The organism is Bacillus weihaiensis, from assembly GCF_001889165.1.
In the GTDB taxonomy this organism is placed as follows: domain Bacteria; phylum Bacillota; class Bacilli; order Bacillales; family Bacillaceae; genus Metabacillus; species Metabacillus weihaiensis.
Genome location: NZ_CP016020.1, coordinates 4,157,501 through 4,180,000, shown reverse-complemented (window position 1 = coordinate 4,180,000; position 22,500 = coordinate 4,157,501). Strand labels below are relative to the sequence as shown.

The following is a 22,500-nucleotide window of genomic DNA, read 5'->3' as shown; positions in this document are numbered from 1 at the left end:
TGACCGATAGTGAACCAGTACCGTGAGGGAAAGGTGAAAAGCACCCCGGAAGGGGAGTGAAACAGATCCTGAAACCGTGTGCCTACAAGTAGTCAAAGCCCGTTAATGGGTAATGGCGTGCCTTTTGTAGAATGAACCGGCGAGTTACGATCCCGTGCAAGGTTAAGTTGATAAGACGGAGCCGCAGCGAAAGCGAGTCTGAATAGGGCGAATAAGTACGTGGTCGTAGACCCGAAACCAGGTGATCTACCCATGTCCAGGGTGAAGTTCAGGTAACACTGAATGGAGGCCCGAACCCACGCACGTTGAAAAGTGCGGGGATGAGGTGTGGGTAGCGGAGAAATTCCAATCGAACCTGGAGATAGCTGGTTCTCTCCGAAATAGCTTTAGGGCTAGCCTTGAAATGAGAGTCTTGGAGGTAGAGCACTGATTGGACTAGGGGCCCCCATCGGGTTACCGAATTCAGTCAAACTCCGAATGCCAAAGACTTATGTTCAGGAGTCAGACTGCGAGTGATAAGATCCGTAGTCAAGAGGGAAACAGCCCAGACCACCAGCTAAGGTCCCAAAGTATACGTTAAGTGGAAAAGGATGTGGAGTTGCTTAGACAACCAGGATGTTGGCTTAGAAGCAGCCACCATTTAAAGAGTGCGTAATAGCTCACTGGTCGAGTGACTCTGCGCCGAAAATGTACCGGGGCTAAACGTATCACCGAAGCTGTGGACTGTTCTAACGAACAGTGGTAGGAGAGCGTTCTAAGGGCTGAGAAGCCAGACCGAGAGGACTGGTGGAGCGCTTAGAAGTGAGAATGCCGGTATGAGTAGCGAAAGAGGGGTGAGAATCCCCTCCACCGAATGCCTAAGGTTTCCTGAGGAAGGCTCGTCCGCTCAGGGTAAGTCGGGACCTAAGCCGAGGCCGAAAGGCGTAGGCGATGGCCAACAGGTAGAAATTCCTGTACCACCTCCTCACCATTTGAGCAATGGGGGGACGCAGAAGGATAGGGTAAGCGCGGCGTCGGAATGCCGCGTCCAAGCAGTTAGGCTGACAATGAGGCAAATCCCATTGTCATATAAGGCTGAGCTGTGATGGCGAGGGAAATATAGTACCGAAGTTCTTGATTCCACACTGCCAAGAAAAGCCTCTAGCGAGGTGAGAGGTGCCCGTACCGCAAACCGACACAGGTAGGCGAGGAGAGAATCCTAAGGTGAGCGAGAGAACTCTCGTTAAGGAACTCGGCAAAATGACCCCGTAACTTCGGGAGAAGGGGTGCTTTTTAGGGTTAATAGCCCGGAAAAGCCGCAGTGAATAGGCCCAGGCGACTGTTTAGCAAAAACACAGGTCTCTGCGAAGCCGCAAGGCGAAGTATAGGGGCTGACGCCTGCCCGGTGCTGGAAGGTTAAGGGGAGAGGTTAGCGTAAGCGAAGCTTTGAACCGAAGCCCCAGTAAACGGCGGCCGTAACTATAACGGTCCTAAGGTAGCGAAATTCCTTGTCGGGTAAGTTCCGACCCGCACGAAAGGCGTAACGATCTGGGCACTGTCTCAACGAGAGACTCGGTGAAATTATAGTACCTGTGAAGATGCAGGTTACCCGCGACAGGACGGAAAGACCCCGTGGAGCTTTACTGTAGCCTGATATTGAATTTTGGTACAGCTTGTACAGGATAGGTAGGAGCCTGAGAAGCCGGAGCGCTAGCTTCGGTGGAGGCGTCGGTGGGATACTACCCTGGCTGTATTGAAATTCTAACCCACAGCCCTGATCGGGCTGGGAGACAGTGTCAGGTGGGCAGTTTGACTGGGGCGGTCGCCTCCTAAAATGTAACGGAGGCGCCCAAAGGTTCCCTCAGAATGGTTGGAAATCATTCGTAGAGTGTAAAGGCACAAGGGAGCTTGACTGCGAGACCTACAAGTCGAGCAGGGACGAAAGTCGGGCTTAGTGATCCGGTGGTTCCGCATGGAAGGGCCATCGCTCAACGGATAAAAGCTACCCCGGGGATAACAGGCTTATCTCCCCCAAGAGTCCACATCGACGGGGAGGTTTGGCACCTCGATGTCGGCTCATCGCATCCTGGGGCTGTAGTCGGTCCCAAGGGTTGGGCTGTTCGCCCATTAAAGCGGTACGCGAGCTGGGTTCAGAACGTCGTGAGACAGTTCGGTCCCTATCCGTCGTGGGCGTAGGAAATTTGAGAGGAGCTGTCCTTAGTACGAGAGGACCGGGATGGACGCACCGCTGGTGTACCAGTTGTCTTGCCAAAGGCATAGCTGGGTAGCTATGTGCGGAAGGGATAAGTGCTGAAAGCATCTAAGCATGAAGCCCCCCTCAAGATGAGATTTCCCATAGCGTAAGCTAGTAAGATCCCTGAAAGATGATCAGGTTGATAGGTCAGAGGTGGAAGCGCGGTGACGTGTGGAGCTGACTGATACTAATAGATCGAGGACTTAACCAATTTTTAAAAGCGTAAGTTCAGTGAATGAATTGTGAATCGTTATCTAGTTTTGAGGGAACATCCTTCAAACTTTATAATATCTGGTGGCGATAGCGAAGAGGTCACACCCGTTCCCATGCCGAACACGGAAGTTAAGTTCTTCAGCGCCGATGGTAGTTGGGGGTTTCCCCCTGTGAGAGTAGGACGTTGCCAGGTAAGATGAGAGGAAGATCAGTAGAGATACTGGTCTTTTTTTGTGTGGTTTTGGTAGTAGTTGTACCGGAAGGTACAGAGGAATAGTGTTCGAAGGTTGAGTTATAGAAAGGAAGACAAAAAAGTCCTGCAAGCCCTTAGGCTTGGGAGAAGCAAGAAGGTCGAGGAAGCGCAGAGAGAGAAGACCGGAATGTGCGGGCTTGGCACATGAGGATCTGAACGAACAAGCTGACGAAGAGATTCGCCGCTTATCGCGAGCCGTATACCGATGGTAGTTGGGGGTTTCCCGTGAGAGTAGGACGTTGCCAGGTAAGATGAGAGGAAGATCAGTAGAGATACTGGTCTTTTTTTGTGTGGTTTTGGTAGTTAGTTGTACCGAAAGGTACAATAGTGTTCGAAGATTGAGTTATAGAAAAGAAGACAAAAAAGTCCTACAAGCCCTTAGGCTTGGGAGAAGCAAGAAGGTCGAGGAAGCGCAGAGAGAGAAGACCGGAATGTGCGGGCTTGGCACATGAGGATCTGAACGAACAAGTTGACGAAGAGATTCGCCGCTTATCGCGAGCCGGTATACCGATGGTAGTAGAGAGATACTTGCATTTAAAGTTGTCGCAAAATTGATAAAGAGGCAATTCGAAAATAAAAAGATCAGATTCGAAAATAAAATGATCAAATTCGAAAATAAATCCATCAAACTCGAAAATAAAAGGGTGAATTTCGAAAGTAAATCATAAAAAATCGAAAATAGGCTGGTGAAAGAGGTGAAATTCTGATAAAAAGCTTCGTAACCTAAATAAATTTACATCAAATAAAGGTATTAAAATAATAAGACTCAAAAGAAGAGAGCTAATTGGTACCTAACTCACTAATACGGCAAGCAAAGAATAAACATTCCTTGCTTGCCTGTTCTATAAATTACCTTCTAAATAATGAAAAATCAAAAAAGGAATTTTTCTTTTTACGATTTCCATGTATCGAATAATAAATGGATAATCATCACTTGTCATTCCTAAGAGAAGTTCATACCACCATTCAGTTTCGTATCTTGAAATCATGCTTAGGTTATAGAGCAATAGGTAATGAGCTAGCAATTCAGGTAAGTTTATAAGAAGGTCACGAGATGCTGGTAAATAGTATGCATCCTCTTCAATGTGATAGGAGAGGGGATGACATTCGTAACACTTAGTATTCGTTAATATGTTAGATGTAAAAGTATCATTTGTGATAGTCTCAATAAGGTGATGATTTTTTTCTGAGAGATACTCAATAAAACGGTTAGTAGACAGATGATAAGCGTTTGTTAGTTCTTCAGTGACTTGAAAGGAACTACCTAGTTGAGGTAGTTTCATCATACTCTTTTTAACATGATGAAATGTAAAGACCTCTGACATTTCAGCTATTTGTTGAAGTAGTGTTTCCATAGAGTACTTTTCGGCTTCTAGATGGTTAATTTGAAATAACTTAGAAGCAACATGTGGAAAAAGACCGTTTCTTTGAATTTTTATTTCATCTTTTAAAAAGTGATAGTGTTGCTTTTTACGTTTTCTACTTGATACGCCATGTGCTAAAACAGTAGCAGTCGAGGGATAGACAGGGTCTTTTAAAATAAGACTGGCCTTTATTAGCTGTGAGAAACCATAAAAGAGAAGTATTGGCTGTATGGCATATGGAGACTGGTTTGCTTGCTTGAAAAAATTTTCTCCATGTTTTAGGAAATAGATGAAACGGTAGCTATTTTCATAAGATCGTTCACTGGCATGTTCAAATTGTAATAGTTGATAATGCTTTTCTAGTTTTTGTTGAATCGTTTCTGTTGATTGGTATGATAGTAAGCGCTCCCAAATATGATTGTTCATCATTGTACACTCCAGTTATTATATTCTAAATATTTAAACTCTTCATTCCTTTCTTGACAGTCTGTTCACATGTTGTTAATCTTTTAATAATATTTTGCCGAAAAAGGGGGATTTTACTATGTGGGAACAAAAATTTTCTAAAGAAGGTTTAACGTTTGATGATGTCTTACTAGTACCAGCAAAATCTGAGGTTTTACCAAGAGATGTTAGTTTAAGTGTTGAGTTAACTCCTAGCTTAAAGTTGAATATTCCTATTATTAGTGCAGGAATGGATACTGTAACAGAATCTCAATTAGCTATTGCGATTGCAAGACAAGGTGGAATGGGTGTTATTCATAAGAACATGTCCATCGAGCAACAAGCTGAACAGGTAGATAAGGTGAAAAGATCAGAAAGAGGAGTCATTACGGATCCGTTTTTCTTAACACCTGAGCATCAGGTATTTGATGCAGAGCACCTTATGGGTAAATACAGAATTTCTGGTGTTCCAATTGTAAATAACCCTGAAGAACAAAAGTTAGTTGGAATTATTACAAATCGTGATATGCGATTTATTCAAGACTATTCAATTAAAATCAGTGAAGTGATGACAAAGGATAATCTTGTAACAGCTCCTATTGGAACAACGCTAAGTGATGCAGAGCAAATCTTGCAAAAGCATAAAATTGAGAAGCTCCCACTTGTGGATGATGCCGGAATTTTAAATGGTTTAATTACAATCAAGGATATTGAAAAAGTAATTGAATTCCCTAACTCAGCTAAAGATGCACATGGTCGATTAGTTGTGGCGGCTGCGGTAGGTGTTACAGCTGATACAATGGTGCGTGTGAAAAAGCTTGTAGAAGCGAACGTAGATGCAATCGTTGTAGATACTGCTCACGGTCATTCAAAGGGTGTTTTAGAGACAGTTAGAACAATTCGTGAAGAATATCCTACCTTAAACATTATTGCAGGTAACGTGGCGACAGCTGATGCTACTAGGGATTTAATTAAAGCAGGAGCAAATGTTGTGAAAGTAGGAATAGGTCCAGGATCCATTTGTACTACACGTGTAGTAGCTGGGGTAGGTGTACCACAAATTACAGCTGTTTACGATTGTGCAACAGAAGCAAGAAAACATGGTGTGACAATTATCGCCGATGGAGGAATTAAATACTCTGGTGATATGGTAAAAGCACTAGCTGCTGGTGGTCATGCTGTGATGTTAGGAAGTTTACTAGCTGGTACTTCAGAAAGTCCAGGAGAAACGGAAATCTATCAAGGTAGACGCTTTAAAGTCTATCGTGGAATGGGTTCTGTAGGGGCGATGGAAAAAGGAAGTAAAGATCGATATTTCCAAGAAGACAATAAGAAGTTTGTCCCAGAGGGGATTGAAGGAAGAACAGCTTATAAAGGACCTTTAGCAGAAACGATCTATCAATTAGTTGGTGGAATTCGTTCTGGAATGGGATACTGTGGAACAAAAGATCTTACTGAATTACGTGAGAATACTCAATTTGTTCGTATGACAGGAGCTGGATTGCGAGAAAGCCATCCTCATGATGTTCAAATTACAAAAGAAGCACCAAATTACTCATTGTAATTTTTAAATATGACAGAAGTTTAACATTTGACAGAGTCTCGTACTCTGTCTATTTTTTTGTAAATTTATATGATAAAATCAATCTTGTTGTTTGAAAAAAATACAAATTTATTATAGATGATTAAAATGATGGAGGTAGAAACGTGGTTAACAACAAGAATTTTAAACAAATAATAGCGTTAGTACTTGCTTTTACATTTTTTGTAGCAGCATTCCTACCAGTAGGAGTCGTAAAAGCAGCAGAGCCTATTTCAATTAATGCCAATGCAGCAATTATGATTGAAGAATCTACAGGGAAAATCCTTTATGGAAAGAACATTGAAGAAATGCTTCCTATTGCTAGTATGGCAAAGGTAATGACAGAATACCTGGTTCTTGAAGCGATTGATGAAAAGAAAATTACATGGGATCAAACGTATACGCCAAGTGAATATGTGTATAAAATCTCTCAAAATAGAAGTCTATCTAATGTGCCATTACGACAAGACGGAACGTATACAGTAAAAGAGTTATATGAGGCAACAGCTATTTACTCTGCAAATGGTGCTGCGATTGGACTTGCGGAAATTATTTCAGGCACTGAAACAAATTTTGTAAAGCAGATGAATGAAAAAGCAAAAGAGTTAGGATTGAAAAACTTTGATTTTGTTAATGCAACTGGTCTAGAAAATAAAGATTTAATTGGTATGCATCCAGAAGGAACTGATGTTAGTGGTGAAAGTAAAGTATCTGCACGAGATATGGCCCTTCTATCACAAAGACTTATCCAGGATTATCCTGAGGTAATTGAGACATCAAGTATCTCAAAGAAAGTGTTTAGAGAAGGAACAGATGATGCAATTAATATGCCAAACTGGAATTGGATGCTTCCTGATTTAATTTATGCATATGAAGGCGTAGATGGTTTAAAAACAGGTTCTACAGACAATGCAGGCTCTTGTTTTACAGCTACAGCCGTTAAAAATGGGATGCGTGTAATTTCTGTTGTGATGAATGCTAAAGGAGATTCATTACACGAGTCAAGATTTAAAGAAACGAAGAAATTACTTGATTATGCATTTAACAATTTTTCAGTAAAAGAAGTATTTCCTGCAAACTATCAACTAAAAGATCAATCCACTATCCCTGTAGTGAAAGGGAAGGAAGATCAGGTTGCTATTCATACGAAGGACGCATTAAAACTTGTAGTGAAGAATGGTGAGGAAGAATCGTATACATCATCATTTAAGATTGATGAGAAACAGCTTACAAAAGATGGAGAATTAACCGCTCCTATTAAAGAAGGTCAAAAAGTTGGAACGATGGTTGTCTCATATGAAGGGGAGTCACAAGATTTAGGGTTCATTGAGGACGCCCAAAAACCTACAATCGATCTAGTTACGAAAGAAGCTGTAGAGAAAGCCAATTGGTTCGTCTTATCTATGAGAGGGATTGGCGGTTTCTTTAGTGGACTATGGGGTACAGTTACGGATACTGTTAAAGGCTGGTTCTAAACACCAAACTTACTTGTATATGTTGTCAAAGCTTTAAAAAAGAATATTTTAGTGAAAGGCTCCTATTTTTAGGAGCCTTTTTGTAGGTTATACGTTATAATGTAAAATCATTAGGTGATAATTTAATAGAATAGTGTATGAGTTAGGAATTGTTTTACTAATTCCATTTATTTTGATAGGATTTTTTTAAAAGTTAGGATAAAATATAGCTTAGATGAATTTTTTCAACTCTATTACAAATCCTATTTTAGGACATTACATAAGGGGGACAAACATAATGAGTAATACAGGTACTGATCGTGTAAAACGTGGAATGGCAGAAATGCAAAAGGGCGGCGTTATCATGGACGTTGTCAACGCAGAACAAGCCAAGATTGCGGAGGAAGCTGGTGCTGTAGCAGTTATGGCGCTTGAGCGTGTTCCAGCGGATATCCGCGCAGCTGGCGGTGTGGCAAGAATGGCAGATCCAACAATCGTTGAAGAAGTAATGGGTGCTGTATCTATTCCGGTAATGGCTAAGGCTCGTATTGGTCATATTGTAGAAGCGCGCATTTTAGAAGCAATGGGTGTTGATTATATTGATGAAAGTGAAGTATTAACACCTGCTGATGAAGAGTATCACTTATTAAAGAGTGACTTTACTGTACCATTCGTATGTGGTTGCCGTGATTTAGGAGAAGCAACTCGACGTATTGCTGAAGGTGCTTCTATGCTCCGTACAAAAGGTGAGCCAGGTACTGGGAATATCGTAGAAGCAGTTCGTCACATGCGTAAAGTAAATGCACAAATTCGTAAAGTTGTTGCGATGAGTGAAGATGAACTAATGACTGAAGCGAAATTACTTGGTGCACCATTTGAATTACTTCTTCAAATTAAAAAAGAAGGAAAGCTACCGGTTGTTAACTTTGCCGCAGGTGGTGTTGCAACTCCGGCTGATGCTGCATTAATGATGCAACTTGGAGCTGATGGTGTATTCGTAGGATCTGGTATCTTCAAATCGGAAAATCCTGCTAAATTTGCTCGTTCAATTGTTGAAGCAACTACACATTACCAAGACTATGAATTAATTGCAAAGCTTTCAAAAGGTTTAGGATCTGCTATGCAAGGAATTGAAATTTCAAATCTTTTACCTGAACAAAGAATGCAAGAGCGTGGCTGGTAAGAAAAAGGAGTTTGTAGCATGTTGAAAATAGGAGTGCTTGGATTACAAGGTGCTGTAAGAGAGCATATACGTTCAGTCGAAGCATGCGGTGCTGAAGGAATTGTTGTGAAAACAACAGATCAACTTGAGGAAGTAGATGGGTTGATTATTCCTGGAGGAGAAAGTACTACCATGCGACGTTTGATTGATAAATATCATTTTATGGGTCCACTAAAGGAATTTGCTGATAGTGGTAAGCCTATGTTCGGTACATGTGCTGGGTTAATTTTGCTTGCTAAAAATATTGTTGGGTATAGTGAGCCGCATCTTGGTTTATTAGATGTAACAGTAGAGAGAAACTCATTTGGACGTCAAAAAGATAGCTTTGAAGCTGAGTTAATGATTACAGGTGTTGGTGAGGATTTCGTTGGGGTCTTCATCCGTGCACCACATATTGTGGAAGTAGGAGAAGATGTTGAAATTCTCTCCAAGCACGATGGTCGAATTGTAGCAGCACGTCAAGGGCAATTCTTAGGGTGTTCATTTCACCCAGAGCTAACTGATGATCACAGAATGACTCAATTATTTATCAATATGGTGAAAGAATCAAAATAGATGTATAAAATACTTGTAGTTGCTGTAAACTTGTAGTAAATTATGAGTACAAAATTTTATATGTGAACATGTTGAGAGGAACTAGTAGCAAGACGTTCTATCTTTAGAGAGCCGATGGTTGGTGAAAATCGGTGATAGATGCCTGTGAATCCATCCTTGAATGAATTGTTGAACAACTTCTAGTTAAAGTAGACAATTCCGGTGATGACCGTTATTCATTAAGGTGAAAAATACTATGTATTTTTAACTAGGGTGGCAACGCGGGTAACTCTCGTCCCTTTTATAGGGGACGGGAGTTTTTTGTGTTTTTTAGAACCTTTTTGAGACTGTACTTTCAAAAATGGCTCTTTTGGTCCTATCAACATAACACTCTTGGTATAACGCAATAAGTAGCATGAAACTATGTATAAAAGGAGAATGAATGATGCTAGATAGTAAATTTCTACGTACAAATTTAGAAGATGTAAAAGAAAAATTAGCAAAACGTGGCGAGGATTTAACGGACTTTGGTAAATTTGAAGATCTTGATAAGAGAAGACGTGAGCTTATTAGCTTAACAGAAGAAAAAAAGAGTAGGCGTAATGAAGTATCTGGACAAATTGCTCAGCTAAAGCGTGAAAAGCAAAATGCAGATCACTTGATTAAGGAAATGAAAGATGTAGGGGAAGAAATCAAAGTTTTTGATGATGAGTTAAGAGGAATTGAAGAAGAATTAGATCAATTACTCCTATCTATTCCAAATATTCCACATGATAGTGTTCCTGTTGGAGATACAGAGGACGATAATGTCGAGGTTCGTACATGGGGGGAAAAACCTGAGTTCGGTTTCGAACCAAAACCACATTGGGATATAGCAGATGGATTAAATATATTAGATTTTGAAAGAGCTGCAAAGGTAACTGGGAGCCGATTTGTCTTTTATAGAGGACTAGGAGCAAGATTAGAGAGAGCCTTGTTTAATTTCATGCTTGATTTACATGTTGATGAGCATAACTATACCGAAATCATACCTCCATTCATCGTGAATCGTGACAGTATGATTGGTACGGGACAGCTACCAAAATTTGAAGAGGACGCGTTTAAAATTGCAGGAGAAGACTATTTCCTTATTCCAACAGCTGAAGTTCCTGTAACAAACCTACACCGCGATGAAATTCTTAATGTTGAGCAATTACCAATCAGTTATGCAGCCTTCAGTGCTAACTTTAGATCTGAAGCAGGTTCTGCAGGGCGTGATACTCGTGGATTAATTCGACAGCATCAATTCAATAAAGTTGAGCTAGTTCGATTTGTGAAACCAGAGGAATCATATGAAGAATTAGAGAAGCTTACAGGACATGCTGAGAAGGTATTACAATTACTAGGCCTACCGTACCGAGTTCTAAGCATGTGTACAGCAGACCTTGGCTTTACTGCTGCTAAGAAGTATGATTTAGAAGTTTGGATCCCAAGTTATGGAACGTACCGTGAAATTTCTTCTTGCAGTAACTTCGAAGCGTTCCAGGCCCGTCGTGCGAACATTCGCTTTAGAAGAGATGCAAAAGCAAAGGTTGAGCATGTCCATACGTTAAATGGATCTGGTTTAGCAATTGGTAGAACCGTTGCAGCGATCCTTGAGAACTACCAGCAAGAAGATGGATCTGTGATTATTCCAGAAGTATTACGTCCATATATGGGTAATAAAGAAAGAATTAATGCTCCAGAATAACGAGGAGTAACAAAAAGAGGCTGGGACAGAAGTGCCTGGCACCTTATCGTAACGACTATATGTACGCACTGATTTATCTAGTGCACACCATAGATTGTTATCGGAGGGTGTCTGGCTCTTTGTTTTGTCCCAGCCTCCAAAAAAAATATTAAAAGTGTTGACAGGCTATATAAGACATGATATAGTTAATCTTGTCGATAGGGAGGAATACCCAAGTCCGGCTGAAGGGATCGGTCTTGAAAACCGACAGGGGTGTCAAAGCCCGCAGGGGTTCGAATCCCCTTTCCTCCTCCATTATACTAAATATAATTCTCATATTTAGCGCATAAAATATGGGAGATTGATAAAGCTGTTACTCATTGTAACAGCTTTTTTTATGTTGTTTTGGATTGAGCATTTGGAGACCCGAGGTACCTGGGTGTTTTAATGTTAGAAAAACAGTCAATCAACAAGACTCTATGCTTATAACCTAATCATTATGGTATGTATTTGTGTTCGTATCCTTGTACTCAAACGCTGTGATTATTCAAAGAGATATGAAAATGACTAAACGAAAAAGAGGAGCACCGGATCTGGAATGTAGATCCGATGTTCCTCTTATTTTTTTAGAAATCTAGTTTGTTCAATGAAATGACCAATTCTTTCAATGATTGGTTCAATAGAATGCTCACTAGTCATGATGTCGTAATCATTTATGTTAATACGTAGCACAGGACATGCGTTAAAATTGTTAATCCAATTTTCGTAACGTTCGTGCATTTCCTTCCAGTATTCAACAGGTGTTTGCTGTTCCATCGGACGACCGCGCAGTTTAATTCTTGATAAGATATCGTCTAATGTACCTTCAAGGTAAATTAATAAATCTGGATGCGGGAAATAAGGAGTCATCACCATGGCATCAAAAAGGTTCTTGTATGTTTCGTAATCCACATCAGACATAGTGCCTTTTTCGTAATGCATCTTTGCAAAAATTCCTGTATCTTCGTATATTGATCGATCTTGAATAAAGCCTCCGCCATATTCAAAAATCTTTTTTTGCTCCTTGAATCGTTCTGCTAAGAAGTACACTTGAAGATGGAAACTCCAACGTTCAAAGTCAGCATAGAATTTATCTAAATAAGGGTTTGTATCTACTTTTTCAAAGGATGTTTTAAAGTCGAGTTCTTTTGCAAGAGCCTTGGTCATCGTAGATTTTCCTACTCCCACCGTTCCAGCGATTGTAATGACAGAATTGCGGGGAATATTATACTTTTCTCGTAAATTCATTCAAGTCTTCTCCTTTGTTTAATGCCAGATCTAATTTTTCAAAAATGGAGTGAAGATCGTTAGGGTTCTGGACAAAGTCCAATGAATCTCCATCAATTTTTATAATGGGTATTGATGGATCTGCTTGTTCTAAATCCTTCATAGCTGTTTCATAGTCCTTAGAAAGCTGCTTTAAATAACCAGGGTCGATATTTCGTTCTATTTCTCTGCCTCTTTTGGCAATACGAGATAATAGCGTATCTAGACTCGCGTTCAAGTAGATAATAAGATTTGGCTTTGGCATATCTTTTGTTAAGATATCATAGATCTTTATATATTTATCATACTGAACGGTTTTTAACGTGCGTTTTGCAAAAATAAGATTCTTGTAAATATGATAGTCTGCGATTACAGGCTTATCTAACTGAAGATATTTATGATTAATATCTTCTAGTTGCTTGTATCTATTGCATAGAAAAAACATTTCTGTTTGAAAGCTCCACTCTTCAATATCGTTATAAAATTTGCCCAAGAATGGATTTTCATCAACAATTTCTTTTAATAGATGAAACTGATAATGTTCAGCAATTGCCTTTGATAATGAAGTTTTTCCGACACCGATAGGGCCCTCTACAGTAATAAAGGGAATTTTCATCATGGGGTCCTCCTTTAAACCGAAACACCAATACTTAAAAATCGACAAATTTCATTTTACCACAGCATGGATAATTTTGAGTAAACAATTAACAGTTTGTTTTTATTTCCAACTTTTTTGGGTTGGTTTTAGAAGCTATGTAGCTTGGAGAAGTGTGAAGTGGAGTGGTGAATAAAAATAGGTACCCCGAATGGAGTACCTTGTGTTGATTACTTTTTTTCAATGATAAAATTATCAGATAATAAAAGCCAGTTTTGAGGAAAGGCAAGACCGAGCTTCCAGTAACTAATTCCTCTTAAATCTAGTTCTTTGATTAAATCGAATTTTGCTTGAATGGATCTTGCATCTTCGAACCAGACTTTATGTTCTTTTCCGTTTTCATCCGTGTAGTTAAAATGGGGGGCTTGAGATTTTTGATCATATTGGATTGCGACATTATTATTACTTGCTAGCTGAATAGCTTGTTGTGGGCTGACTGCTTTTGCGTATTGTCCACCCGGTACAAAAGGTAGAGTCCAATCGTATCCATATAAGTTTTGGCCCATCATAATCTTTCTGCTCGGCATTTCAGATATCGCGTATTCTAACACTTCTCTAACAGGGCCAATCGGTGAGACGGCTAAAGGAGGTCCGGCGCTGTAACCCCATTCGTAAGTCATGATGACAACAAAATCAACAATTTCCCCATGAGCCTTGTAATCGTGGGCTTCATACCAGCGGCCTTTTTGATCAGCACTTGTTTTAGGGGCTAACGCAGTTGATAAGAGCCAGCCTTCTTTGCTGAATCTTTGCTTTGCTTTTCGTAAGAATTGATTATATGCTTCTCGATCTTGTGGTCGTAAATATTCCATATCAAAGTGGATATCTCTAAACCCGTACTTCTTAGCCGTTTTTACAATGTTGTCTAATAACTTATTTTGAATTTCGGTGTTTGTTAAAATTATTCTTCCTAGCTCATCACTAAATTGGTCGTTTTCTAAGTTTGTGATGGCCATCATCAATGTAACATTCTGTTGTTTTGCTATCTCAGGGAAATTATTTAATAAAGGTTCTTTTAAGCTTCCATCACGTTGAATTTGAAAACTGAATGGACCTAGATAGGTTAAATATGGTGCTGCTTCCCGGGCTGCTTGCTCTAAGTTAGCAGGAACACTTGTACCTCTTGGCTCAATATAGGCATTTGATTCTACTGTTCTTTTTTCTTTCTCTGGAATGTAAAGTCTTAATCCAATAGAAAGTGGTGAGTTAATGGGAATGTTATTTATAGTGGCGAGCTCCTGATAGGACATCGAAAACTTTTGTGCAATCTGATATAAGCTATCGCCAGGTTGAACGTAATAAAATTGACCTTTAATGGGTATAACAATGGCTTGACCGATGACTAAGTTATTCGGATTAGGGATTTCGTTGGTTTGAACAATCTCCTCGACGGATGTACTATAAGCTTGTGCAATACCATACAAACTTTGTCCTTGCTGGACAATATGTATTTGCATAATGACCCTCCTGTGCTCACTTTTTGTACATCATATGTGAAGAGGAGAAAAAGAATGTTAGGAAAATGATATTTGATCAGAAGGTTGTGTATTTGCTTTTAACACATTTTCCATCATTCTTAGAGCGTATGTGTTGTCATCTGATGTATTAGACGCAATACAATCCTGTGGTATAAACAATTGGTATTCTCTCATGTATGCATCGTTTGCAGTGAATAGAACACAGATGTTCCCGGCTACTCCAGTGATATAAAGCTCACTGCATTGTAGATGAAATAATAGAGTATTTAAGGCAGTCCCGTAAAAGGCAGAGTGCTTAGGTTTTATCAAAAAATAATCATCATCTTCCGGGTATAATTTTTGGATGATTTTTTCGCTAAGGTTATTTTTACATTTCTTCGCGATTTTCTGATAATCAGCTTGCCATAATTGATAATGATCATTTATATAGATAACAGACCCACTTGAATTTTTTATCTTTCTTTTTAATGTATAAATCTTGTGTGAAATATGATTAGCTTGCTCTGCTAAAATAGGACCATAATCAAATTGAAAATCATTGATCATGTCAATGATTAATAATACTGGACGATTTGGTTTAGTCATTTACTTACCTCCCTACTTTAAGGATAGGTTGTAACAATTTCGAGTTGAATATAAGGAGTTTATGAAAATGAATGATCGTGATTATATGAACGCTGCTATTGAAGAGGCGAGAAAAGCAAGGGAAATAGGCGAAGTACCAATTGGAGCGGTAGTTGTTTTAGGTGGAGAGATTATTGCAAGAGCACATAATTTACGTGAGACGGAACAGCGCTCCATTGCACATGCTGAGATTCTAGCGATTGATGATGCTTGTAAAGCTCAAGGGACTTGGAGGTTAGAGGAAGCAACTCTCTATGTTACATTGGAGCCATGTCCTATGTGTGCAGGAGCCATTGTATTATCTCGAGTAAAACGTGTTGTATACGGTGCGACTGATCCGAAAGGTGGTTGTGCTGGTACGCTTATGAATCTCCTCCAGGAGCAACGATTTAATCATCAAGTGGACGTTCTTGCAGGGGTGGAACAAGAAGTGTGTAGCTCGTTACTAAGTGATTTTTTTAGAGAGCTACGAGTAAAGAAAAAGAAAAGTGAGGATTAAGGGAAAAAATTACAGTCTTAAATCGTTGCATTTTGTATAAGAACAATATATACTAATAAATGCGTCTTACTTAATGACGCAACTAAATATGGTATCAATTTTGCCGTGCTAAGCGGGGATGTAGCGGAGCCCTGTACTCGCAATCCGCTCTAGCGAGGCCGAATCCCTTCTAGAGGTTAGCTCACTGTAGGGCTGCCTTAAGTAAGTGGTGTTGACGCTTGGGTCCTGCGCAATGGGAATCCATGAACCATGTCAGGTCCGGAAGGAAGCAGCATTAAGTGGAAGCTCTCATGTGCCGCAGGGTTGCCTGAGCCGAGCTAACTGCTTAAGTAACGCCTATGGTGGCTAATCGACGGAAGGTGCACGGCAGTTAAATTTTAAATAGAAACTCACTCTTTTTAGGGTGAGTTTTTTGTTGCATATAAATAGTGGGGAAAATAAGTTGGATGATAGAATACGACGTTCCTTTAGTTAGATTTCTATGGTCGAAATCTATTTGCTACATATTTATCGTTAAATATCATTGAAACGTACTTTGTAATTCAATTAATGGTTGTTATAATAAAATAGAAGAAGATGAAGGGAGACGTTTTTGTGGGATATCAAGCATTGTACCGCGTTTTCCGACCGCAACTCTTTCATGACGTGGTTGGACAAGAGCATATCACTAAAACGTTACAAAATGCCCTTTTGCAAAATAAATTTTCACATGCGTATCTATTTTCAGGACCCCGTGGGACTGGTAAAACAAGCGCAGCAAAAATATTTGCAAAAGCAGTAAACTGTGAAAATGCACCAGTTGCAGAGCCTTGTAATGAGTGTTCAGCGTGTAAAGGGATTACAAACGGTTCTATTTCGGATGTTATAGAGATTGATGCCGCCTCAAATAATGGAGTCGATGAAATAAGAGATATACGAGATAAAGTAAAGTATGCTCCATCATCTGTCCAATATAAAGTGTATATTGTCGATGAAGTGCACATGCTTTCCATCGGTGCATTTAATGCGTTGTTAAAAACGTTAGAAGAGCCACCTAAGCATGTTATCTTTATCTTAGCAACGACTGAGCCACATAAAATACCTCTTACAATTATCTCACGTTGTCAAAGATTTGATTTTAGGAGGATCACCTCTTCGGCTATTGTTGGAAGAATGGAAGAGATTGTACATAATGAAGATGTACAGGTTGAAGAAGAAGCGTTACATGTCATTGCTAGAGCTGCTGACGGTGGAATGCGTGATGCGCTTAGTCTACTGGATCAAGCCATCTCTTATAGTAATGATCAAGTAACAATGGAAGAGGCTTTGCTTATAACGGGATCTGTATCACAAGGGATAATTGCTAAAATAGCAGAAGCGATACACAAAAAGGATGCAACCTCGGCTTTACAAGCACTTGACGAATTAATGTATCAAGGGAAGGATCCGAGCCGGTTTGTTGAAGATTTTATCTATTATTATCGTGACATGCTTCTCTATCAAACAGCACCAACGTTAGAGGATGTTTTAGAAAGGGTTTCTGTGGATGACCAGTTTATCCAGTTAGCAAAAGAAATTTCTGCAGGAGAAATCTATGAGACAATAGACATCTTAAGTAAGAGCCAACAGGAGATGAAGTGGACAAATCATCCGAGAATTTTCCTTGAAGTAGCACTTGTTAAATTGTGTCAGCATACCAATTTGGCAAATGAGCAGGGGAATGAATCGTATCAGGCTCTTTTAGAAAAAATTACGAATTTGCAAACGGAAATAATGAAAATAAAGCAACAGGGTGTTGCGGTTAATCCACAACGTAGTTCCGGAGGTCAAGAACCGAAACAACGTTCCATGAAAAGCGGCTATAAAACACCAGAAGGTAGAATTCAAGAAATATTAAAAGTAGCCACAAGAAATGATCTAGAGTTAATCAAAGCAAAATGGGGAGAACTATTAGAGTCACTTAAGAGGCAGAATAAAGTTTCCCATGCTGCTTTATTAAATGATAGTGAACCTGTTGCAGCCTCTGAGACTGCATTTGTGCTAAAATTTAAATTTGAAATCCATTGTAAGATGGTTGCAGAAAATAACAATCAAGTTCGTACAAATTTAGAAGTGCTATTACAAGAGCTTACGGGCAAAACGATGGAAATGGTTGGCGTTCCAGAGCATGATTGGGGTAAAATAAGGAAGGAATTCCTACGGGATCAAAAAGATGATACTACCGAGCATAAACAGCAGGGTAGTGAAGAAGACCCATTAATTGCGGAAGCGATGAAGTTAGTAGGAAATGATTTAATTGAAATAAAAGATTAATTATTTTGGAGGAATGAACTATGATGCGTGGCGGTATGGGAAATATGCAAAAAATGATGAAGCAAATGCAAAAGATGCAAAAGGATATGGCAAAAGCTCAAGAGGAGCTAAGTGAAAAAACAGTTGAAGGAACTGCTGGAGGCGGAATGGTCACTGTAGTCGTTAACGGCCAAAAGGAAATTCTTGAAGTGAATATTAAAGAAGAAGTAGTAGATCCAGATGATATCGAAATGTTGCAAGATCTTGTTTTAGCTGCAACAAATGATGCATTAAAGAAAATGGATGATTTAACAAATGACACAATGGGACAATTCACAAAAGGAATGAATTTACCAGGAATGTTCTAGGAGGATATCTCATGCATTATCCAGAACCAATATCGAAGCTCATTGATAGCTTTATGAAACTGCCAGGAATTGGTCCTAAAACGGCCGTTCGTCTGGCTTTTTTTGTACTAAATATGAAAGAAGACGTTGTACTAGATTTCGCAAAAGCGCTTGTAAATGCCAAGCGTAACTTAACGTACTGTTCAGTTTGTGGCCATATCACGGATCAAGATCCTTGTTATATTTGTGAGGATCAAAGACGTGATAAAACGGTCGTATGTGTTGTGCAAGATCCGAAAGATGTAATTGCAATGGAGAAAATGAAAGAATATAGTGGGCTTTATCATGTTCTTCATGGATCAATCTCTCCTATGGAAGGGATAGGACCAGAGGATATTAAAATACCGGAACTGTTAAAGAGACTTCAGGATGATGTTATTCAAGAAGTAATTCTTGCTACAAATCCTAACATCGAGGGTGAAGCTACAGCTATGTATATTTCAAGATTACTAAAGCCATCAGGTATTAGACTAACAAGAATCGCACATGGTTTACCTGTTGGTGGAGATTTAGAATATGCAGATGAGGTTACACTATCGAAGGCAATAGAAGGAAGAAGAGAGTTATAAAGGAGGAAGCATCATGCTTTTTCGTCGAAAAGGCTGGTTAAAAAATCAGTATGACCAACAGTTGATTCAACATCTCCTATCAATGAAAAAGGAATGGAATCGTCAAAAACAACTCGTTGATAAGAGTGTAGAACCCTCCCCGCAAGTTTTATATGAATTAAAAGTAGCGGAAGCAAAATATTTCTTTCTATTAAAAGAGGCAAAAGCTCGTAAAATAAAAATCGGTAAAATCTAAGAGTGTTTAAGAAAAATACACAACACTTCGCGCAAGACAATACACTACGTACAAAATTTAGTACAAAGGCTTGTTCTAAATCCGTTCCTCTTTCATATCTATTTATAAAAGGATAAGTATGAAAGTGAGTGATAGGAATGGATCCAATTCTTGTGTTTTCAGTCTTGGGAGGACTAATAGTGGTCCTTTTATTTGTCGGAGCACCAATTCGCCCACTAAGATGGATCGGACAGATAGCTGTTAAAGTTATGGTCGGTGCCCTGCTCCTGTTTTTTATTAATACATTTGGTACGAGCTTTAACTTACACATACCGATTAATCTTATAACGTCTAGTATTTCAGGTATATTAGGTATACCAGGATTAGCGGCACTGGTCGTAATTAAAACAATGATTATTTAATCTTAATTTCATGACAGAATAGCTAGTGGTAAAGACAGACAAGTGAATTTCATTTGTTTGTCTTTTTGTGTTGACATCTATATTCGTAGATGATATATTAGTATTCGTCGTTGAGAAACAAGAACTTCTCAAAAAAACTTTTTAAAAAAGTTGTTGACTTTAAAGTAAGATACATGATATTATATTAAAGTTGCTTCTTTGAAAAAAAGAAGACAAAAAGTTCTTTGAAAACTAAACAAAACCAAGCGTATCAAACGTTGATTTTAAATCAACAAAACGTACTATATAGTACAAAAAACATGAGCAAGTCAAACTACTTTATTGGAGAGTTTGATCCTGGCTCAGGACGAACGCTGGCGGCGTGCCTAATACATGCAAGTCGAGCGAGGTCTTCGGACCTAGCGGCGGACGGGTGAGTAACACGTGGGTAACCTGCCTGTAAGATTGGGATAACTCCGGGAAACCGGAGCTAATACCGGATAACATTTCGAACCGCATGGTTCGAAATTGAAAGATGGCTTCTAGCTATCACTTACAGATGGACCCGCGGCGCATTAGCTAGTTGGTGAGGTAACGGCTCACCAAGGCAACGATGCGTAGCCGACCTGAGAGGGTGATCGGCCACACTGGGACTGAGACACGGCCCAGACTCCTACGGGAGGCAGCAGTAGGGAATCTTCCGCAATGGACGAAAGTCTGACGGAGCAACGCCGCGTGAACGATGAAGGCCTTCGGGTCGTAAAGTTCTGTTGTTAGGGAAGAACAAGTACTAGAGTAACTGCTAGTACCTTGACGGTACCTAACCAGAAAGCCACGGCTAACTACGTGCCAGCAGCCGCGGTAATACGTAGGTGGCAAGCGTTGTCCGGAATTATTGGGCGTAAAGCGCGCGCAGGTGGTTTCTTAAGTCTGATGTGAAAGCCCACGGCTCAACCGTGGAGGGTCATTGGAAACTGGGGAACTTGAGTGCAGAAGAGGAAAGTGGAATTCCAAGTGTAGCGGTGAAATGCGTAGAGATTTGGAGGAACACCAGTGGCGAAGGCGACTTTCTGGTCTGTAACTGACACTGAGGCGCGAAAGCGTGGGGAGCGAACAGGATTAGATACCCTGGTAGTCCACGCCGTAAACGATGAGTGCTAAGTGTTAGAGGGTTTCCGCCCTTTAGTGCTGCAGCAAACGCATTAAGCACTCCGCCTGGGGAGTACGGTCGCAAGACTGAAACTCAAAGGAATTGACGGGGGCCCGCACAAGCGGTGGAGCATGTGGTTTAATTCGAAGCAACGCGAAGAACCTTACCAGGTCTTGACATCCTTCGCTACTTCTAGAGATAGAAGGTTCCCCTTCGGGGGACGAAGTGACAGGTGGTGCATGGTTGTCGTCAGCTCGTGTCGTGAGATGTTGGGTTAAGTCCCGCAACGAGCGCAACCCTTGATCTTAGTTGCCAGCATTTAGTTGGGCACTCTAAGATGACTGCCGGTGACAAACCGGAGGAAGGTGGGGATGACGTCAAATCATCATGCCCCTTATGACCTGGGCTACACACGTGCTACAATGGATGGTACAAAGGGCTGCGAGACTGCGAAGTTAAGCGAATCCCATAAAACCATTCTCAGTTCGGATTGCAGGCTGCAACTCGCCTGCATGAAGCTGGAATCGCTAGTAATCGCGGATCAGCATGCCGCGGTGAATACGTTCCCGGGCCTTGTACACACCGCCCGTCACACCACGAGAGTTTGTAACACCCGAAGTCGGTGGGGTAACCGTAAGGAGCCAGCCGCCTAAGGTGGGACAGATGATTGGGGTGAAGTCGTAACAAGGTAGCCGTATCGGAAGGTGCGGCTGGATCACCTCCTTTCTAAGGATATAGAGGTACGCTTGGTATTTTGTTTAGTTTTGAGAGAACTTTGTTCTCGATTAAATTATTTAGATGGGCCTATAGCTCAGCTGGTTAGAGCGCACGCCTGATAAGCGTGAGGTCGATGGTTCGAGTCCATTTAGGCCCACCATCTAACATCATATAACACATGGGGCCTTAGCTCAGCTGGGAGAGCGCCTGCTTTGCACGCAGGAGGTCAGCGGTTCGATCCCGCTAGGCTCCACCAATGTTCCTTGAAAACTAGATAACGAAAACAATTCAAGTAATTCACTGAGTTTAAACGCTTAGTTTAGTGATTCTCTTAATAATGTTAAAAACGACATCTTCGATGTCAAAGGTTAAGTTGTTAAGGGCGCACGGTGGATGCCTTGGCACTAGGAGCCGATGAAGGACGGTACTAACACCGATATGCTTCGGGGAGCTGTAAGTAAGCTTTGATCCGGAGATTTCCGAATGGGGAAACCCACTGTTCGTAATGGAGCAGTATTTTCATCTGAATACATAGGATGATAAAGGCAGACCCGGGGAACTGAAACATCTAAGTACCCGGAGGAAGAGAAAGCAAACGCGATTTCCTGAGTAGCGGCGAGCGAAACGGAATTAGCCCAAACCAAGAGGCTTGCCTCTTGGGGTTGTAGGACACTCTATACGGAGTTACAAAGGAACGGAGTAAATGAAGAGGTCTGGAAAGGCCCGTCAAAGAAGGTAACAACCCTGTAGTTGAAACTTCGTTCCCTCCAGAGTGGATCCTGAGTACGGCGGGACACGTGAAATCCCGTCGGAAGCAGGGAGGACCATCTCCCAAGGCTAAATACTCCCTAGTGACCGATAGTGAACCAGTACCGTGAGGGAAAGGTGAAAAGCACCCCGGAAGGGGAGTGAAATAGATCCTGAAACCGTGTGCCTACAAGTAGTCAAAGCCCGTTAATGGGTAATGGCGTGCCTTTTGTAGAATGAACCGGCGAGTTACGATCCCGTGCAAGGTTAAGTTGATAAGACGGAGCCGCAGCGAAAGCGAGTCTGAACAGGGCGAATAAGTACGTGGTCGTAGACCCGAAACCAGGTGATCTACCCATGTCCAGGGTGAAGTTCAGGTAACACTGAATGGAGGCCCGAACCCACGCACGTTGAAAAGTGCGGGGATGAGGTGTGGGTAGCGGAGAAATTCCAATC

At 40.8% G+C, this 22,500-nt stretch carries 16 protein-coding genes, 3 tRNA genes, 4 rRNA genes, 1 other RNA gene and 1 other annotated feature (2 of these 25 only partly in view); of the genes, 19 read left to right on the top strand and 5 right to left on the bottom strand.

The window, feature by feature from the left end; all coding sequences use genetic code 11:
* Together A9C19_RS20275 and rrf are read left to right on the top strand one after the other, a co-directional pair.
* Window positions 1-2,444 (top strand): 23S ribosomal RNA (locus A9C19_RS20275) (it extends 486 nt beyond the left edge of the window).
* Between the two features lie 79 nt (window positions 2,445-2,523).
* A 5S ribosomal RNA gene (rrf, locus tag A9C19_RS20270) occupies window positions 2,524-2,639 on the top strand.
* 902 nt (window positions 2,640-3,541) lie between these two features.
* Here rrf and A9C19_RS20260 read toward each other — a convergent pair.
* Window positions 3,542-4,489, bottom strand: a complete 948-nt coding sequence (locus tag A9C19_RS20260) for a YaaC family protein (protein ID WP_072581557.1) — start codon at window positions 4,487-4,489, stop codon at window positions 3,542-3,544.
* Between the two features lie 118 nt (window positions 4,490-4,607).
* Here A9C19_RS20260 and guaB point away from each other — a divergent pair, with 118 nt between their 5' ends.
* From guaB to A9C19_RS20230, 6 genes are all read left to right on the top strand, one after another.
* Window positions 4,608-6,071, top strand: coding sequence for an IMP dehydrogenase (gene guaB, locus A9C19_RS20255; protein ID WP_072581556.1), 1,464 nt, complete (start codon window positions 4,608-4,610; stop codon window positions 6,069-6,071).
* Window positions 6,072-6,241: 170 nt separating this feature from the next.
* On the top strand, window positions 6,242-7,564 hold the full coding sequence (locus A9C19_RS20250) for a D-alanyl-D-alanine carboxypeptidase family protein (protein WP_072581965.1): 1,323 nt from the start codon (window positions 6,242-6,244) through the stop codon (window positions 7,562-7,564).
* A gap of 277 nt (window positions 7,565-7,841) precedes the next feature.
* Window positions 7,842-8,726, top strand: coding sequence for a pyridoxal 5'-phosphate synthase lyase subunit PdxS (gene pdxS, locus A9C19_RS20245; protein ID WP_072581555.1), 885 nt, complete (start codon window positions 7,842-7,844; stop codon window positions 8,724-8,726).
* Window positions 8,727-8,744: 18 nt separating this feature from the next.
* Window positions 8,745-9,320, top strand: coding sequence for a pyridoxal 5'-phosphate synthase glutaminase subunit PdxT (gene pdxT, locus A9C19_RS20240; protein ID WP_072581554.1), 576 nt, complete (start codon window positions 8,745-8,747; stop codon window positions 9,318-9,320).
* A gap of 62 nt (window positions 9,321-9,382) precedes the next feature.
* Window positions 9,383-9,602: a binding site (T-box leader), on the top strand.
* 142 nt (window positions 9,603-9,744) lie between these two features.
* Complete coding sequence (serS, locus tag A9C19_RS20235) at window positions 9,745-11,028, top strand: serine--tRNA ligase (RefSeq protein ID WP_072581553.1); 1,284 nt, start codon at window positions 9,745-9,747, stop codon at window positions 11,026-11,028.
* A gap of 201 nt (window positions 11,029-11,229) precedes the next feature.
* Window positions 11,230-11,322, top strand: a tRNA-Ser gene (locus A9C19_RS20230).
* Window positions 11,323-11,625: 303 nt separating this feature from the next.
* On the opposite strand, the gene A9C19_RS20225 is transcribed toward A9C19_RS20230, so the two are convergent.
* From A9C19_RS20225 to A9C19_RS20210, 4 genes are all read right to left on the bottom strand, one after another.
* Window positions 11,626-12,294, bottom strand: coding sequence for a deoxynucleoside kinase (locus A9C19_RS20225; protein WP_072581552.1), 669 nt, complete (start codon window positions 12,292-12,294; stop codon window positions 11,626-11,628).
* On the bottom strand, window positions 12,272-12,931 hold the full coding sequence (locus A9C19_RS20220) for a deoxynucleoside kinase (protein WP_072581551.1): 660 nt from the start codon (window positions 12,929-12,931) through the stop codon (window positions 12,272-12,274). Before A9C19_RS20220 ends, A9C19_RS20225 begins: the two co-directional genes overlap by 23 nt.
* A gap of 206 nt (window positions 12,932-13,137) precedes the next feature.
* Complete coding sequence (locus tag A9C19_RS20215) at window positions 13,138-14,424, bottom strand: glycosyl hydrolase family 18 protein (RefSeq protein ID WP_072581550.1); 1,287 nt, start codon at window positions 14,422-14,424, stop codon at window positions 13,138-13,140.
* 57 nt (window positions 14,425-14,481) lie between these two features.
* Window positions 14,482-15,030, bottom strand: a complete 549-nt coding sequence (locus A9C19_RS20210) for a cysteine hydrolase family protein (RefSeq protein ID WP_072581549.1) — start codon at window positions 15,028-15,030, stop codon at window positions 14,482-14,484.
* Window positions 15,031-15,097: 67 nt separating this feature from the next.
* Between A9C19_RS20210 and tadA the strand changes: the two genes are divergently transcribed.
* The 11 genes from tadA to A9C19_RS20155 form a co-directional block, all read left to right on the top strand.
* Complete coding sequence (gene tadA / locus A9C19_RS20205) at window positions 15,098-15,568, top strand: tRNA adenosine(34) deaminase TadA (protein WP_099092792.1); 471 nt, start codon at window positions 15,098-15,100, stop codon at window positions 15,566-15,568.
* Window positions 15,569-15,671: 103 nt separating this feature from the next.
* Window positions 15,672-15,935, top strand: an RNA gene (gene ffs / locus A9C19_RS20200) — signal recognition particle sRNA large type.
* A gap of 227 nt (window positions 15,936-16,162) precedes the next feature.
* Window positions 16,163-17,860 (top strand): DNA polymerase III subunit gamma/tau, encoded by a 1,698-nt coding sequence (gene dnaX / locus A9C19_RS20195; RefSeq protein ID WP_072581547.1) that lies wholly within the window; start codon window positions 16,163-16,165, stop codon window positions 17,858-17,860.
* Between the two features lie 23 nt (window positions 17,861-17,883).
* On the top strand, window positions 17,884-18,207 hold the full coding sequence (locus A9C19_RS20190) for a YbaB/EbfC family nucleoid-associated protein (RefSeq protein WP_072581964.1): 324 nt from the start codon (window positions 17,884-17,886) through the stop codon (window positions 18,205-18,207).
* A gap of 11 nt (window positions 18,208-18,218) precedes the next feature.
* A complete protein-coding gene (gene recR, locus A9C19_RS20185) occupies window positions 18,219-18,815 on the top strand; it encodes a recombination mediator RecR (RefSeq protein WP_072581546.1) in 597 nt (198 codons plus the stop codon).
* Window positions 18,816-18,828: 13 nt separating this feature from the next.
* The gene (locus A9C19_RS20180; RefSeq protein ID WP_072581545.1) at window positions 18,829-19,050 is read left to right on the top strand and encodes a YaaL family protein; all 222 of its coding nucleotides are present in this window, start codon (window positions 18,829-18,831) and stop codon (window positions 19,048-19,050) included.
* 137 nt (window positions 19,051-19,187) lie between these two features.
* Window positions 19,188-19,451, top strand: a complete 264-nt coding sequence (locus A9C19_RS20175; RefSeq protein ID WP_072581544.1) for a pro-sigmaK processing inhibitor BofA family protein — start codon at window positions 19,188-19,190, stop codon at window positions 19,449-19,451.
* Window positions 19,452-19,769: 318 nt separating this feature from the next.
* Window positions 19,770-21,306 (top strand): 16S ribosomal RNA (locus tag A9C19_RS20170).
* 74 nt (window positions 21,307-21,380) lie between these two features.
* Window positions 21,381-21,457 (top strand) — tRNA-Ile (locus tag A9C19_RS20165).
* A 20-nt stretch (window positions 21,458-21,477) separates the two neighbouring features.
* Window positions 21,478-21,553 (top strand) — tRNA-Ala (locus tag A9C19_RS20160).
* A gap of 110 nt (window positions 21,554-21,663) precedes the next feature.
* A 23S ribosomal RNA gene (locus A9C19_RS20155) occupies window positions 21,664-22,500 on the top strand; it runs 2,093 nt beyond the window's last position.
* Together the 16S and 23S rRNA genes with 2 tRNA genes alongside form the textbook arrangement of a ribosomal RNA operon.

Coding starts and splice junctions, on each gene's coding strand:
- pdxS (WP_072581555.1), top strand. CDS start 7,842: ATGAGTAATACAGGTACTGATCGTGTAAAACGTGGAATGGCAGAAATG.
- pdxT (WP_072581554.1), top strand. CDS start 8,745: ATGTTGAAAATAGGAGTGCTTGGATTACAAGGTGCTGTAAGAGAGCAT.
- A9C19_RS20220 (WP_072581551.1), bottom strand. CDS start 12,931: ATGATGAAAATTCCCTTTATTACTGTAGAGGGCCCTATCGGTGTCGGA.
- A9C19_RS20210 (WP_072581549.1), bottom strand. CDS start 15,030: ATGACTAAACCAAATCGTCCAGTATTATTAATCATTGACATGATCAAT.
- recR (WP_072581546.1), top strand. CDS start 18,219: ATGCATTATCCAGAACCAATATCGAAGCTCATTGATAGCTTTATGAAA.
- A9C19_RS20260 (WP_072581557.1), bottom strand. CDS start 4,489: ATGAACAATCATATTTGGGAGCGCTTACTATCATACCAATCAACAGAA.
- tadA (WP_099092792.1), top strand. CDS start 15,098: ATGAATGATCGTGATTATATGAACGCTGCTATTGAAGAGGCGAGAAAA.
- A9C19_RS20180 (WP_072581545.1), top strand. CDS start 18,829: ATGCTTTTTCGTCGAAAAGGCTGGTTAAAAAATCAGTATGACCAACAG.
- serS (WP_072581553.1), top strand. CDS start 9,745: ATGCTAGATAGTAAATTTCTACGTACAAATTTAGAAGATGTAAAAGAA.
- A9C19_RS20175 (WP_072581544.1), top strand. CDS start 19,188: ATGGATCCAATTCTTGTGTTTTCAGTCTTGGGAGGACTAATAGTGGTC.
- A9C19_RS20190 (WP_072581964.1), top strand. CDS start 17,884: ATGCGTGGCGGTATGGGAAATATGCAAAAAATGATGAAGCAAATGCAA.
- guaB (WP_072581556.1), top strand. CDS start 4,608: ATGTGGGAACAAAAATTTTCTAAAGAAGGTTTAACGTTTGATGATGTC.
- A9C19_RS20225 (WP_072581552.1), bottom strand. CDS start 12,294: ATGAATTTACGAGAAAAGTATAATATTCCCCGCAATTCTGTCATTACA.
- A9C19_RS20215 (WP_072581550.1), bottom strand. CDS start 14,424: ATGCAAATACATATTGTCCAGCAAGGACAAAGTTTGTATGGTATTGCA.